The sequence below is a fragment of the Photobacterium damselae genome (genome assembly GCF_003026815.1).
Lineage (GTDB): Bacteria > Pseudomonadota > Gammaproteobacteria > Enterobacterales > Vibrionaceae > Photobacterium > Photobacterium damselae.
This window is the reverse complement of record NZ_PYOG01000003.1, coordinates 43657-57252: the sequence shown is the minus strand read 5'-3', so window position 1 is coordinate 57252 and position 13596 is coordinate 43657. Positions and strand designations below refer to the sequence as shown.

14 protein-coding genes are annotated in these 13596 nt (G+C 37.2%); 10 read left to right on the top strand and 4 right to left on the bottom strand.

Features of this window, described 5'->3' with window-relative positions; genetic code table 11:
* The first annotated feature begins 105 nt into the window (after positions 1–105).
* The 3 genes from CTN07_RS04705 (at position 106) to CTN07_RS04695 (ending at position 1918) form a co-directional block, all read left to right on the top strand.
* Entirely contained in the window at positions 106–1113 is a 1008-nt protein-coding gene (locus CTN07_RS04705; RefSeq protein WP_005304666.1) for an OmpA family protein, read from the top strand.
* 137 nt (positions 1114–1250) lie between these two features.
* Positions 1251–1685 (top strand): hotdog fold thioesterase, encoded by a 435-nt coding sequence (locus tag CTN07_RS04700; RefSeq protein WP_036765544.1) that lies wholly within the window; start codon positions 1251–1253, stop codon positions 1683–1685.
* Complete coding sequence (locus CTN07_RS04695) at positions 1682–1918, top strand: DUF3389 domain-containing protein (protein ID WP_036765547.1); 237 nt, start codon at positions 1682–1684, stop codon at positions 1916–1918. The genes CTN07_RS04700 and CTN07_RS04695 overlap by 4 nt, the downstream gene beginning before the upstream one ends.
* Before the next feature lie 58 nt (positions 1919–1976).
* Here the strand turns inward: CTN07_RS04695 and CTN07_RS04690 are convergent, their stop codons facing one another.
* Positions 1977–2408 (bottom strand): hypothetical protein, encoded by a 432-nt coding sequence (locus CTN07_RS04690; RefSeq protein ID WP_005304671.1) that lies wholly within the window; start codon positions 2406–2408, stop codon positions 1977–1979.
* Between the two features lie 390 nt (positions 2409–2798).
* Between CTN07_RS04690 and CTN07_RS04685 the strand changes: the two genes are divergently transcribed.
* A complete protein-coding gene (locus CTN07_RS04685) occupies positions 2799–4439 on the top strand; it encodes a phosphoethanolamine transferase (protein ID WP_005304673.1) in 1641 nt (546 codons plus the stop codon).
* A gap of 59 nt (positions 4440–4498) precedes the next feature.
* On the opposite strand, the gene CTN07_RS04680 is transcribed toward CTN07_RS04685, so the two are convergent.
* The gene (locus CTN07_RS04680) at positions 4499–5950 is read right to left on the bottom strand and encodes an MltF family protein (protein WP_005304674.1); all 1452 of its coding nucleotides are present in this window, start codon (positions 5948–5950) and stop codon (positions 4499–4501) included.
* A gap of 221 nt (positions 5951–6171) precedes the next feature.
* Here CTN07_RS04680 and murQ point away from each other — a divergent pair, with 221 nt between their 5' ends.
* The 3 genes from murQ to CTN07_RS04665 all read left to right on the top strand — a co-directional run bounded on the left by murQ (position 6172) and on the right by CTN07_RS04665 (position 7954).
* Complete coding sequence (gene murQ, locus CTN07_RS04675) at positions 6172–7068, top strand: N-acetylmuramic acid 6-phosphate etherase (protein ID WP_005304677.1); 897 nt, start codon at positions 6172–6174, stop codon at positions 7066–7068.
* 193 nt (positions 7069–7261) lie between these two features.
* Positions 7262–7606, top strand: a complete 345-nt coding sequence (locus CTN07_RS04670; RefSeq protein ID WP_036765549.1) for a YbbD-related protein — start codon at positions 7262–7264, stop codon at positions 7604–7606.
* A 27-nt stretch (positions 7607–7633) separates the two neighbouring features.
* On the top strand, positions 7634–7954 hold the full coding sequence (locus tag CTN07_RS04665; protein ID WP_036765551.1) for a YbjQ family protein: 321 nt from the start codon (positions 7634–7636) through the stop codon (positions 7952–7954).
* Positions 7955–8182: 228 nt separating this feature from the next.
* Here the strand turns inward: CTN07_RS04665 and CTN07_RS04660 are convergent, their stop codons facing one another.
* Positions 8183–8473, bottom strand: a complete 291-nt coding sequence (locus CTN07_RS04660) for a putative quinol monooxygenase (RefSeq protein WP_036765555.1) — start codon at positions 8471–8473, stop codon at positions 8183–8185.
* Positions 8474–8781: 308 nt separating this feature from the next.
* On the opposite strand from CTN07_RS04660, the gene CTN07_RS04655 reads away from it, so the two are divergent.
* Positions 8782–9309, top strand: coding sequence for an NADPH-dependent FMN reductase (locus tag CTN07_RS04655; protein WP_036765558.1), 528 nt, complete (start codon positions 8782–8784; stop codon positions 9307–9309).
* Between the two features lie 78 nt (positions 9310–9387).
* On the opposite strand, the gene CTN07_RS04650 is transcribed toward CTN07_RS04655, so the two are convergent.
* Entirely contained in the window at positions 9388–11409 is a 2022-nt protein-coding gene (locus CTN07_RS04650; protein ID WP_005304684.1) for an oxidoreductase, read from the bottom strand.
* A gap of 297 nt (positions 11410–11706) precedes the next feature.
* On the opposite strand from CTN07_RS04650, the gene CTN07_RS04645 reads away from it, so the two are divergent.
* Together CTN07_RS04645 and CTN07_RS04640 are read left to right on the top strand one after the other, a co-directional pair.
* Positions 11707–12621, top strand: coding sequence for a LysR family transcriptional regulator (locus CTN07_RS04645; RefSeq protein ID WP_005304687.1), 915 nt, complete (start codon positions 11707–11709; stop codon positions 12619–12621).
* Positions 12622–12738: 117 nt separating this feature from the next.
* Entirely contained in the window at positions 12739–13569 is an 831-nt protein-coding gene (locus tag CTN07_RS04640; RefSeq protein WP_005304689.1) for a hypothetical protein, read from the top strand.
* Positions 13570–13596: the final 27 nt, after the last annotated feature.

Below are 13596 nucleotides of genomic sequence, written 5' to 3'. Positions count from 1 at the left end.
ATGTAAATGTGATGTCGGTAACACTTTTGTGACCTTGGTTTGTATTAGCTAAGATCTCTAGACTAAAACAACAAGGCAGTGGTAAAAAAATAAAAGGATAATTTCATGTCTAAAGTTCGTTATGTTCTTCCGTTGGCACTTCTAATTTCAGGTGTCGCTAACGCAGCAGCAGATAACCCATGGTATGCGGGTTTCCGAGTTGGTGCTACTCACTATAATGATATTTCAGTGGATGGCGTAGATAGTAATTCTGCATTTGACCGCGATGATATGGGCGGTGGTTTGTTTGCAGGTTACAACGTAACTCCTTGGTTCGCGGTTGAAACTGGCTACACTTGGCTAGGCCGTGCTGAGTTTAATAATGATTATAAAATGCGTGTTGATCAACAGGCGATCGATCTTGTTGGTAAATTTACATGGCATGCAACAGACTATATGGGTCTTTATGCGAAACTGGGTGGTGCATACTACTTCTCAGAAGCGAAAGGCTTTGGTGCAGAGAAATATAAAGATGACGGTGTAGTAGGTACTGCAGGTGCAGGTCTTGAGTTCTTCTTAGATGATCATTTATCTGCTCGTCTAGAATACCAGTACTACCATGATGTAGAATTAAAAGATAAAGATGTTCGCGCAAATTGGGATACTCACTTCTATGGTCTAAGCCTAGTGTATAGCTGGGGCGCTCCAGAGCCAGTAGCAGAACCTGTATATGTAGATCAAGTCTCTGTTGCGACTTTAGAAGAGCTTAAACTGGCTGTTCCATTTGCCTTTGATAGCTCATCAATTTCTACCGGTGATGCAGCTAAGCTAGTTCCATTTGAGCAGCGTCTACAAGAGCAAGATGCAGCACAAATCTATGTTGTTGGTTATACCGATAGCAAAGGTTCTGAAGCCTACAACCAGAAACTGTCTGAGCGTCGTGCAGATGCTGTCGCTGATGCGCTTCGTGCACACCTAAATGTTGATGGTTCTCGTATCATTGCTGAAGGCCGTGGTGAAGCAGATCCAGTTGCTTCTAACCAAACAGAAGAAGGTCGCGCACAGAACCGTCGTGTTGAGATCGTTTCTCCTTCAATCGATATTGAAACAGTAACTCAAGTTCTTGCTGAGTAATTGAGTTTACTTTTGTAATAATAAGGCATCTTCGGATGCCTTTTTTTGTAGGTATTCTTTTTGGTTACCTAGATCATCGCTTGGGTTATCGTATTAACTTCGTTAAAATTCAATAGATCATTTAAAAAGGGGCTAGTATGTCGATTTGGAAGCGTCATTTTACGCTCGAAGACTTGAATGCAACGTCAAAAAATACGTTAGTTGAGCATCTTGGTATTGAGTATGTTTCATTTGATGATGAAAGTTTAACGGCATCCATGCCCGTAGATCATCGGACACACCAGCCATTAGGGATGTTGCATGGCGGAGCATCGGTTGTGTTAGCTGAAACTCTAGGTTCAATAGCTGCCAATTATTGTGTTTCAGAAGGCCACTATTGTGTTGGTTTAGATATTAATGCCAATCATGTTAGAGCGATGCGTAGTGGTTTTGTTAAAGGTATTGCTAAACCAACCCACTTAGGGGTGACAACACAAGTTTGGCAAATAGATATTGTTGATGAGCGAGATCGCTTAGTGTGTACAAGCCGTTTAACTATCGCTGTGATGAAACATAAAAAGAAAGAATCATGATCATTGAATTTTCTCAAGGAAAAATTATTGCGAATCAGCGTGAAGTCGTTATTCGATTAAACGGTGAGGCTAGGGTATCGCTGCAATCCCAAGTTGATGAAATAACATTGATTGCTGGCGCTAATGTTGTAACAGCAACAGGAAGTGGTCTTAGTTGGTCGATTAAATTAGACACAGAAGAGCAGTTACAAAGCTTAGCATCAGAGATAGGTATCGCGATTACTTGTTATTGAAAATCAGTAATATAAAGGGAGCGACTACCTCCCTTTATTTGTAAATTAATGAGCTCTATTACTTATTAATAATGTTTTTATAGTATTTTGCTCGAGCAAATAAGAAGTCAACGTCAGGCGGAAAGTCTTTATTTGATTTCGCATTCTTCATCATATCGAAAACTTGAAATTCAGTAAGAAGAGCAAATTGATAAGGTTCGAAATTATCACTATTTGCTTGTAGTGTTGGATCATAGTATTTATCACCTTTACGGATGATAGCTTGATCAATAATTTCGGCTTCATTACAGCGGTAGCCCAAAACGTAACGATCGCCCTTGCCATAAATAACATTCATATAGCTATTATAGAAAGTTTCATTTTCAACTGTTGTACAGCTTTCTAAATCAGCTGGATCCATCGCTTCAACAGTGACAATCTTAACTTTATCTGCGTGAAAATGACGCTCGGTGAGTTGTTGGCGAATCGCTTCTAGACTTAATTGAGTCACATTTAATACCGTAAAATTACAAAAACGGCTAGATTATACGGCGAACCTGTTATTTTGTCTTGAACAATTACAGTCTAGCATTCTGAAACAACTATCTTAAATATCTCCGCAACCTACGAATCTAAAAGCTTAACTGCTTCAATGTTAAGTATCCATTCAGAAATTTGCTCGTATCCTTCTGATTTATGTCTTCTGCGTATTTGTTGTGCTGTTAACTGTCCTTTTTGTGTCAAAATTCACTGATTTTTATTATTAGAACCTAAGTTTCACAAAAATTTCACGGTTAATGCGAGATCTTATTGCCTTGTCGGGCTTTTGTCGCACCGTTAATTAGAAGTTGTTTACTTTTTACATCAATATCCTCATATAAGATAAATAGATAACAAATAGATGAAGAATTTATTAACTCATATTAAACAGCCAAAAACAGTAGGGATGGTTACCTTCTTATTGGCTCTTTATTTTGCCATCGTGCTTAATCTTCCGCTTTGGCGTACTTTTGAGCATATATTTCAAACCCTTCCTGCTGTTAAGATTGGTTTTATTATTTCTTTGCCAATTTTCTTAACTGCGGCTTTGAACATTATTTTTAATCTATTTTCATGGCCTTATATTACTAAGCCTTTTTTTAGTATCCTCATCTTTTTCTCTGCACTCGTCTGCTATGCTATGTACCAATATGGTGCCATTTTTGACTATGGCATGATGGAAAATATTTTTGAGACGAATGCAGGAGAAGCGACGTCATACTTTAGTCTTACTGGTGTGGTATGGGTTACAGTTCTTGGTGTTTTACCCGTTATCTTACTGTTAAAAACACCCATAAAACCATATTCTTCAGCTCTTAAGTTTGTACTGATGAAGTTGGTTTCGATTTTAGCTTCATTAGTTATTATTGGTCTTGTTGCGTTTTTCTATTATAAAGATTACAGCTCTGTTGGTCGTAATAATCATTACTTAAACCGCGTGATTAACCCAGCTTATGTTTACGCTTTAGGTAAATACGTAGACAAAACATATTTCACTGAACCAATGAAGTATCAAGAAATTGGTACAGATGCAAAACAAGTAGTGTCCAAAACACATAATGGTAAGCCGACACTTTTTGTTTTTGTTCTTGGCGAAACAGCACGCTCAATGAACTATGAGCTAAACGGTTACCCTCGACCTACTAACCAATATACGAAGAAAGACGGCGTAATATCATTTAAGTCGGTGTCTTCTTGCGGTACAGCAACTGCTGTTTCTGTTCCATGTATGTTCTCTGCTATGAATAAGAGTGATTACAACCGAGAACGGGCTTATAACCAAGATACCTTTATTGATATTCTACATCGTGCGGGCATTTCCATGTTGTGGAAAGAGAATGATGGTGGTGATAAAGGCGCGGCCGACCGTATAAATAAGATTGTATTAGATCGAAGTTCAGATAATCCATTATGTGATGGTGAATCATGCTATGACATGGCTTTACTTAATAATTTTGATAAAGAAGTTTCTGATATGAAGGGAAATAAATTTATCGCATTACATATTATGGGAAGTCATGGTCCTACTTATTATAAGCGTTATCCCAAAGATCATGCGTTTTTCAAGCCAGATTGCCAACGTGCGGATATTGAAAACTGTACAACTCAAGAGATAGTAAACAGCTACGATAATACGATTTTGTATACTGACTATGTGATTGATCAGTTAATCCAAAAACTAAAAGGTTATAGCAAAGAATATAACACTGCTCTGTTTTATATTTCGGATCATGGTGAATCACTAGGTGAAGATGGTTTGTATCTGCATGGTACACCTTATGCCTTAGCACCAAAGTATCAAACTACTGTTCCAATGATGGTTTGGATGTCGAAAGGGTTTGAGCAAGACCGCGGTATCAACCCATCATGTTTAGAAAAAGAAGCGGAATCTGGTCACTTCTCTCAAGATAACGTATTCCATTCGATGCTTGGAGTAATGGATGTTCAGACGAAGGTATACAATCCTAAGCTGGATATTTTTAAAACTTGTCGTTCTGAATAATTCGATTTTTAGATAGTTGTAGATTAAGCCTCGGTGATGTGATCATTGAGGCTTTTTCTTTAAAATAAGCTTATTGGATTGTATTTATAAGGAGGATGGAAGGGTTTAACCGTACCTCTTCGTTCTTTTTTTAAGACAACTAATTGCTTATACATAATAAAGTAACGGTTAATATTCTTTACATAAACAACAGGCTGTTTCCCTATATGCTTTCTTGTTACAACTTCAACATTTTTAAACCAGATGTTTGGGTTATAGCCTTGCTCTTTAGCGTATCTTCGCATTTTAGAGATATTTCCTGGTCCTGCATTGTACGCAGCTAAAGAAAGGTAAACTTGGTTTTGATAATCAATGCTTTCGTCGGAAAAAAAGTATGTCCTTAAGTAAGCCATGTACTTAATTCCCGCATGAATATTATTTGTTGGGTTGTAAATATTTGAAATATTGACCGCTTTATCGCGAGCTGTACTTGGTAATACTTGCATAATACCAACGGCACCCTTATAAGAAACCTTGTTTTGCTCTAGTCCTGATTCTTGATAACCTTGCGCCATCATCATCAAGTAGTCAAAATCGTATTCAGTGGAAAATTTGAAGAAGACATTAGATAGTTCTTTTGCTTTGTCTATTTTAGATGGGCTGAGGAATTTCTTTAACCATAAATGTTGGTTTAAGTACTTGTTATAAATCACATTACCCATTAATGTTCCTGATTTTACTGTTTTGATGTAGTTATTGATTAAAGCTAAAAATTTAGGACTATCTTTACGTACTGCCCACCCAATTTCCCCTTTATATCTTAATGGGAATTGTTCATTCACTTGGATATTAGGCATGGTTGAGAGCCAGATTTTTACTTTATGGCTGTCTAATAAAGTTGCATTGATGAGCCCAACGTTAATCATTTCTATTAATTCATAGTCTTGGATTGTTTCATCAATAAAATGGATGTTGATAGGAGCCAGTTGCTGTAACTCAAGTTGATTATTAACTCTAAGCAGACTTCGATAGTAGCTAGAGCTTTTTCTTACCCAGAAATCTTGCCCACTAAGTTGAGTAATTTCTGTAATCAGTGGATGAGATTTATTGGTAACGATAAGTTCTGAAATATTATCTAAAACGGGGTCACTAAATGAGACTTCTTTCTCTCGTGTTGCTGTGATTGTTAAATTTGCGACGATCAAATCCCCATAGCCTTCAATCAGCAACGGAATCAACTGGTCTCGTGTCACTGGAATTATCTGGATATGTAATGGTCTTTTTTCTTTTTTTAGTTGCTGTTCAAAATGGGCGAGAAGCTCTGCAATAATTCCTTTCGGTTGACCATCTTCAATATAGTAAAACCCCAAATCGGCAGAAACCAGCACTCTAATGACTTTCTTCTTTTCAATAACCGCAAGATCGCCAGTATAGGGCTCACTCGTAAGGGGGGATAACTCTAAAGCATAAGTCGATAAACTCAAGCTTGAGGCCATTAGTATCAGGGCAAAAAATTGCATTACTTTCTTCATATAAGTTTCTTCATATAGATTGCTCGTAAAACACTGGCAATTCTAAAAAGCTTATGTCGTGATCGCATATTTGACAATTTTTATGCTGAGCTCTAGAGCTTCAATATCCAGAATTTATACTCTTGCTTCTGGCTAAAGGGTGATTTCCCTAGCGTAGCGCCTTGAGATGACTTAGGTATAATGTGCGTAAGTCTGATTGTTAGAAATACGAAATAATTATTATGAAAATTGATTTATCTCAGCTAGTAACTGAAAGTCGAAACCAAGCAAGTCACGCAATAGATACGTTATCAACACTTGATATGGTGACGGTTATCAATCAAGAAGATCAAAAAGTAGCCTTAGCTGTTGAAAAAACACTACCTGAGGTTGCTCTTGCGGTAGATGCCATTGCTGATGCTTTTATGGTTGGAGGACGCCTTATCTATATGGGGGCAGGAACCTCAGGTCGGTTGGGTATTTTAGATGCCAGCGAGTGTCCACCTACGTATGGAAGTAATCCTAATCAAGTGGTTGGACTTATTGCTGGTGGTCATAAAGCAATATTAAAAGCGGTAGAGAATGCTGAAGATAATCAAGAGTTGGCTAAACAAGATCTTCAAAATTTAGGATTAACCGAAAATGACGTAGTGGTTGGTATCGCTGCTAGTGGACGTACTCCCTATGTTATCGGAGGAATGAAGTATGCGCATTCCATTGGTGCTCAAGTTGTTGCGATAAGTTGTAATCCGCAAAGTGAAATGACAAAAATAGCTGATATTGCGATTACTCCTGTGGTTGGAGCTGAGGTTGTAACGGGCTCTTCTCGTATGAAAGCGGGCACTGCGCAAAAATTCGTACTTAATATGCTGACAACAGGCGCTATGATCCGTACTGGTAAAGTATTTGGTAATTTAATGGTTGATGTGGAAGCTACTAATGCTAAGTTGATCCAACGACAAACCAATATCGTCATGCAAGCGACAGATTGTGATGTGGCACAAGCAGAAGAAGCGTTAAGTGCCTGCGATAGACATTGTAAGACTGCTATTTTGATGATTTTGGCTGGGCTTGATGCAGAACAAGCAAAAAAGCAATTAGCAAACCACAATGGCTTTATTCGTAGCGCATTAGGTTAATCTTCTCATATTTATGCTTAGTAAAAGGAATTGATTACCGTGATAATACTTATAGAGCCGATGGTGAATATATCGTCTTCACTATTTGTATCCTTACAACCATTGTTTGGCCTGTATTATTACAAAAATAGGACAGAGTTTGGCCATTAATAGGAGTAGTTTGATAGAAATATAGAAGCTAGATGATATTTTTATGAAAAAACGAATACTTTTACTTACATTGTCTCTTCTGGGATGTTCTGATGTTGTGACCAGCCAATACGAGACTTATCAGATTGCTGCTGATGATGGTGTGTTTGATCGAGGTTGGTTACCAAGAGTGATACCAAAAGATGCAACTCAAATTACTGTACATAATGATTTAGATCTGAATTCTTCAAGTGGACGGTTTTCTTTACCGCAACAAGAAGTTCGTGATTTTGAGAAACATCTTAAGCCTGTCGAGAATATCGCTAAGTATCAATATGAAGAAAATGGCAATATGTGGCTATTTTCCATTCATAATAACGGTACTATCGACTATGAGTTACTCCCATGATTTGGAATCATATAAAGTAAGTTGCCTATGAAATACTCAACAATTGAAACAATGCCAGGGTATGAAATTACAGATGTGCTCGGTGTGGTGACAGGAAATGTTGTTCAGTCTAAGCACGTGGGTCGAGATATTATGGCTAATTTAAAAAGTATTGTTGGCGGAGAGCTTAAAGGCTATACCGAAATGTACAATGAAGCACGTAGTATATCTGTTGAACGAATGCTTGATGAAGCCAGAAATCTTGGTGCTGATGCTGTGGTAGGTGTTCGTTTTACCACAAGCTCCGTTACTGAGGGTGCATCTGAAGTTATGGCTTTTGGTACGGCAGTGACATTGCAAAAACGTTAAAGTGTTAGACTATGATGAAACCCTAATTTTATTTTTATCCGCTGTGAAAAGCGGGAAGTTTTAATAGTAAAGTTCAAATCATTTTTACACCCAAGCAATTCAAGGTACGTATTTTTGCGAGATTAATGTTTTTACACGCTTTCATGCTTTAGATCGTTTTAAGATCTAGTCGCTTTGAATCTGGCATCTTGAGTCACTTGGGTATATCACTAAAAGCCTATATATCGACTAACCAATATGAGTCATTTTATTGATAGTAAATAATTCAATGGCACCTTCTGTCGCTTTGACATACTCGGCAATTGGTGTGTTATTTAAATGGGCTTGCAGCTTATCTTCAGAACTCCAATTTTCAAAAAATACAAAATGGGCTGGGTTTTCATTATCTTGGTGAAGGTCGTAGCTAATACAGCCATCTTCTGCCCGTGTCACATCAATCAACTTCAAAAGTTCTGATTTTACGAGATCAATTTGTCCTTCCTTTGCAATGATATTTGCAACAACAGTCAATTTAGACATAGCCATTCCTTTTTTCTTTAGAGAATACCGCCATATAAAGGCGTCAGATAATTTGTTGTAGAAATCATATGTGCAACTAGCATATTAATAAAGCGGTAACTTGTTGAATCTGTTTTAAGTAATTTTTGATAATGGAATTCTGATATCTGCTTGCTATGGTTAATATGCTTGTTTTACTTGATTGCAAGTCATTTGGAAATAGTGTTGTTACTTTGGTGCTATTAATGATTTATGGGTCTTAATGTAGACTGATTCCATCAAGTCGAGCGATACGCTTAGAGAACAATGATTAAAAGAAGGGCGACAATATGAAAATTTTAGCATTTGGTGCAACCAATAGCCGTAACTCAATCAATCAACAATTTGCTCGTTATACAGCCTCTTTAGTCCCTAATGCGGAAGTGGAAGTATTAGATCTTAATGACTATGAACTACCAATTTTTAGTTTTGAACGAGAAGAACAATTAGGTCAGCCAGAACTCGCGCAAAAGTTTTATAAGAAGCTGGGTGAGGCAGATGCGATCATTATTTCTTTTGCCGAGCACAATGGTTCCTACTCAGTTGCTTACAAGAACACTTTTGATTGGGTTTCTCGTATTAATCAAAAGGTTTTTCAAGAAAAGCCAATGCTACTATTAGCAACATCTCCAGGTCCTGGTGGTGCTGCAAATGTTCTTGCAGGTGCTGTGGGTTCGGCTCCATACTTTGCTGGGGATGTAAAAGCGTCTGTTTCACTACCAAGTTTCTACGATAATTTTGATATGGCGACCGGTAAAGTTACCAACGCTGAAATTGATACCAAGCTTAAAGAAGCCGTTGAAGAGTTAGTGAAATAGGAGAGTAAAAAGCGAAACCTGATAATTAACGGACCCCCAATAGTTGGTCGATCAACATTGGGGGTTATTTATGTCTACTTAAATCTGACGAGCAACTTCATAACCTTCCCAAATTGCTGCCATAATCGTTCTTGCTTGTTGACTATCACCAATATTATAGATTTCATCAACTTCAAGTTGGTTAGCCAATTGATCATACATTGATGATTCTGCTTTATAGCCAAGAGCTAAAACAACATGTGGGTAATCTATAGAAGAGATATTTGAATCTTGATCTTCTATTTCAATGCCCGTTTCTGTAATAGTACGCAGTTTTGTTGAAAGCTTCACATCAACCTTGTGCTTTACCAGGAGCTCTTTTAGCATTTGATAATTCGCAAAACATGTTCCATGAGGGCCGCCAATAATGTCGTTATCGGCTTCGATGAGAGTAACATCTTTGTTTTTTTGAGCAAGCCATAGTGCCAACTCAGAACCGACTAATCCACCGCCAATAACACAAACTGATTGCCCCGTTATTAGTTCTGGATTCATTAAGATATCTTCTGCAACGGATACGTGTGATTGATCTGCACCAGATAACCAAGCGGGAACCTCGGGTTTTGAACCGGTTGCGAAGATAACGGCATCAGCATTACATTCTTGAATAATATCTTGAGTTACCTTGGTATTGAGGTGAACATAAACACCTTGGCGTTGTAGTTCACCTTCAAACCATCTAATCAGAAGTTTATCGTCATGCTTAAAGGGTGGTTGACTACCAGGTATAACGTTACCTCCTAAGTATGAAGTTGCTTCAAACAAATGAACTTCATGGCCCCTTAAAGCGGAAACTCGCGCAGCTTCCATCCCTGCGACACCACCACCGATGATCATTACTTTCTTTTTTATCAAACAAGGAGTCAGTTTGTATTCTTCTTCACGGCCACAAGCAGGGTTTACCGCACAAGAAATATTGCCAACTTCAGCCATGCGTCCTAAACATCCTTGATGGCATGATAGACACGGTCGAACTTGTTCAAACTTACCACTACGGATTTTGTTTACAACATCAGGGTCGGCAAGAAGTGGGCGGCCCATTGAGATACCGTCAGCGACACCTTCTTGTACAGCTTTAGCGGCTAAGTCCGGATCTTCCATTCGTCCAGCCATTAGAACTGGGATATCAACAACCTCAGAGACCGCCTTACAATAAGGTTGGTACATACCCGGCTTAAAGTAATTTGCTGGGTGGTTCCAATACCACGAATCATAAGTACCTGCATCAACATTTAGCGCATCGTAACCAGCATCTTGAAGATATTTAGCCGCACGTAATCCTTCTTCTAGATCTCGACCAACTTCGACAGCATCTTCTTCTGGGAGAATACCTTGGCCATAGCCTTTCATATTACTTTTTACTGAGTATCGTAGAGATACAGGGAAACGTTCACCGCAAACTGATTTGATTGCCTTTACGATTTCAACTGCGAAACGGTAACGATTTTCAAAACTGCCACCGTACTCATCTGTACGTTGGTTAAAGAAACTAAGAGAAAATTGATCAAGTAAATATCCTTCATGGACAGCATGTATTTCAACACCATCGTAGCCAGCCTTTTGAGCAATAGCCGCGGATTCAGCAAATTTAGCAATAAAATGTTTAACTTCTTGAGTCGCTAATTCTCGATGCTCAAGGGTTGGATCAAAACGGTTTGCAGCTTTTGATGGTGCTACACATTTATCATTAGGAGTAAAACCAGGAATACATGAACGTCCCCAACCAGCGGTAAGCTGAGCAAAGATTTTACAACCATAGCTATGAACACGTTCAGTCAGTTCACGGGCGCTTCGAATATAAGCGGTAGGGTTATAACTTGGGCATGGTAGCGATGGCATCGGAAACTGCTCTAGCTCGTTTTCTACCATTTGGACACCCGTGATGATTAATCCAACACCGCCTTTAGCCCTTGCAACATAATATTCAACGCCACGAGCATTATAAGCGCCATCTGAATCTACACACCCTAATGTTCCCATCGGAGCCATAGAATAGCGGTTTTTCAGTGTTAATGTTCCAATTTTTAATGGTGTAAATAATATTTGATGTTCCTGCTTCATAAGATCTACCTTGCTTTATTTTATCTGATAACTATTAAACGGATATCGAGACAAAAGAGTTTGCGTAGACTGCCAATGGTTTGACTTTTCTTGCCATATCCTTCTTGTTTGATCTAAGACAAATATTACAGAGAATGTGCTCTTAGTGTATGAGCTTAGTTTTATTGCGTAATGTCAAAAAAATATCCATTGGCATAAAAAGACAAAAGAATGTCCTGAATTAACAATTATTGAGTGAGAAAGTAATTACTCTTACGAGCGAAGAATCACTGCACTTGGCATAAGTAGAGTATCAAAATGGAAAGCAACTATCTTCAACCCTTGATTAAGTATGATCAAAATTTAATGGTCGCTCTCTACGTACTGTTAAGAGAAAAACACATTAGTAATGCCGCTAAGCATTTATGCATTTCTCAATCTGCTGTTAGTCAAAAACTTTCAAAGTTGCGTTACATCTTTAACGATAATCTGCTAGTTCGAATCAATAATGAGATGGTTTTAACGCCATTTGCATTAACTTTATATCCAATGCTTGAAGCTCATATATCAAGTGCTATTGATATTTTCCATATGAGACACAAAACAAATGATACGATGAAAAAAGTGTATCGTATTTGTATTATTGATGGTATTGGAATGGATTTAGTATCGAAAAAATCTTTGGATATTCTTAAAGACATGAATTTTGCAGTCTCATTTGAAATTATTAACCGTTATGATGCTTGTGTAGAAGACTTAAATAATGGAAATTTAGACTTATTAATAGGAAGTTTTGACGGATTATCAAATAATATCCATCAGGTTAATATCGGAGAAATGGAGTATGGGTTATTTGCAGATAAAAATAACCCATTATTACAACGAAAAAGTGGCAAGGTTACTTTTGATGAACTCTATAGTGAAAAATTTATTGATTTCAAATTTCATGGGAAACTAGGTATTGAGGTTAAAAGTGTTTTTAATAAAAACGGGAAGTTTCTAAATACTATATTATCTTATTCACAATATGATTTAGTTGCAAAAGCACTAATTGATACAGAGTTTCTTGCATTTATACCTGTAGGTTTGGTTAATACGGAAGAGTTATCTAAAATAGAGCTGGATATGACTTTACCAAAAGGAAAGTGTTATATGTATTGGCATTCTGTCATGGAAAAGGATCTATTCCATAAATATTTAAGAAATAGCTTTGTAAATATGAGTTGTTTTTAATTTATTCTTGGTTATTACTTTTGCTAATATCTGCTATATATATGAATTTATGGTTTTAAGTTTTCTGTTTTTTATAATGAGTCTGCGTATTAAAAATATAAATTGGACTCATTAATCATGGAAAATAAAAAAACATTACTAACAGCATCTATTTTAGCAGCTGGTTTATTATCTTCTTCAGTTACATTTGCTGATAATAAAAAAGAAGATGCTCCAGATCCTGCAGATGTAACAAAAGTCGTCACCTCTTTTAAATTATCTGCGGGTACAAATAGTAATAATAATGATTTTGCTCTTGAAGGAGAGTTAAAGATTGGCGGTTCTTTCAATCCTGACAACAACTTTTTAACTATGATTTCTGTGACAGGTGCAGAGAAAGAAGAAGATCCGTTTGAAGATGGCTTTGATTTAAGAGAGATGCGTGCTCGTTGGTTCCAGGTTTTTGGTACTGGTTTGGCTGGTTTACCTAAAGCTGGTTATTCATTGGATTTTATTGATCGTTCAAATGATGACTCGGATGTTATCGATAATATTATTGCTGTTGGTGGTATTGTTAAAGTTCCTGTACTAAGCAATTGGGTTATTTATCCAAATATTGCTGTTGTTCAAGCTAATGTAAAAGATGAATATAAGCTCGCAGGAACAGATGATGGCATCGGTATACAGGTTAATTTATATAATGCCATTTATCTAAGTAAAAAAGGTACGTATATGATGTTTAGCCCTCAGTATTCTTATTTGGATTTTGATGGTTATGTTACTCAAGACCTTTTATTAGAAACAACATTAGGTACGCCAATTACTGAAAATCGTCGCTGGTGGTTTAACGTAACATACAAAGAAACCTTCAGTGATTTAAGCTCAGACATTAGTTCTATGCCTGATAAATCTATGTATGCCAATGACGATAAACGTCAATTCAGAGCTGGTGTGACTTATTACTTCTAATATATATACATTATAAATAGTAGGGAT

Excerpts from the sequence above, each read along its gene's own strand:
- CTN07_RS04705 (WP_005304666.1), top strand. The coding sequence starts at position 106 with ATGTCTAAAGTTCGTTATGTTCTTCCGTTGGCACTTCTAATTTCAGGT.
- CTN07_RS04700 (WP_036765544.1), top strand. The coding sequence starts at position 1,251 with ATGTCGATTTGGAAGCGTCATTTTACGCTCGAAGACTTGAATGCAACG.
- CTN07_RS04695 (WP_036765547.1), top strand. The coding sequence starts at position 1,682 with ATGATCATTGAATTTTCTCAAGGAAAAATTATTGCGAATCAGCGTGAA.
- CTN07_RS04685 (WP_005304673.1), top strand. The coding sequence starts at position 2,799 with ATGAAGAATTTATTAACTCATATTAAACAGCCAAAAACAGTAGGGATG.
- CTN07_RS04680 (WP_005304674.1), bottom strand. The coding sequence starts at position 5,950 with ATGAAGAAAGTAATGCAATTTTTTGCCCTGATACTAATGGCCTCAAGC.
- murQ (WP_005304677.1), top strand. The coding sequence starts at position 6,172 with ATGAAAATTGATTTATCTCAGCTAGTAACTGAAAGTCGAAACCAAGCA.
- CTN07_RS04670 (WP_036765549.1), top strand. The coding sequence starts at position 7,262 with ATGAAAAAACGAATACTTTTACTTACATTGTCTCTTCTGGGATGTTCT.
- CTN07_RS04665 (WP_036765551.1), top strand. The coding sequence starts at position 7,634 with ATGAAATACTCAACAATTGAAACAATGCCAGGGTATGAAATTACAGAT.
- CTN07_RS04660 (WP_036765555.1), bottom strand. The coding sequence starts at position 8,473 with ATGTCTAAATTGACTGTTGTTGCAAATATCATTGCAAAGGAAGGACAA.
- CTN07_RS04655 (WP_036765558.1), top strand. The coding sequence starts at position 8,782 with ATGAAAATTTTAGCATTTGGTGCAACCAATAGCCGTAACTCAATCAAT.
- CTN07_RS04650 (WP_005304684.1), bottom strand. The coding sequence starts at position 11,409 with ATGAAGCAGGAACATCAAATATTATTTACACCATTAAAAATTGGAACA.
- CTN07_RS04645 (WP_005304687.1), top strand. The coding sequence starts at position 11,707 with ATGGAAAGCAACTATCTTCAACCCTTGATTAAGTATGATCAAAATTTA.
- CTN07_RS04640 (WP_005304689.1), top strand. The coding sequence starts at position 12,739 with ATGGAAAATAAAAAAACATTACTAACAGCATCTATTTTAGCAGCTGGT.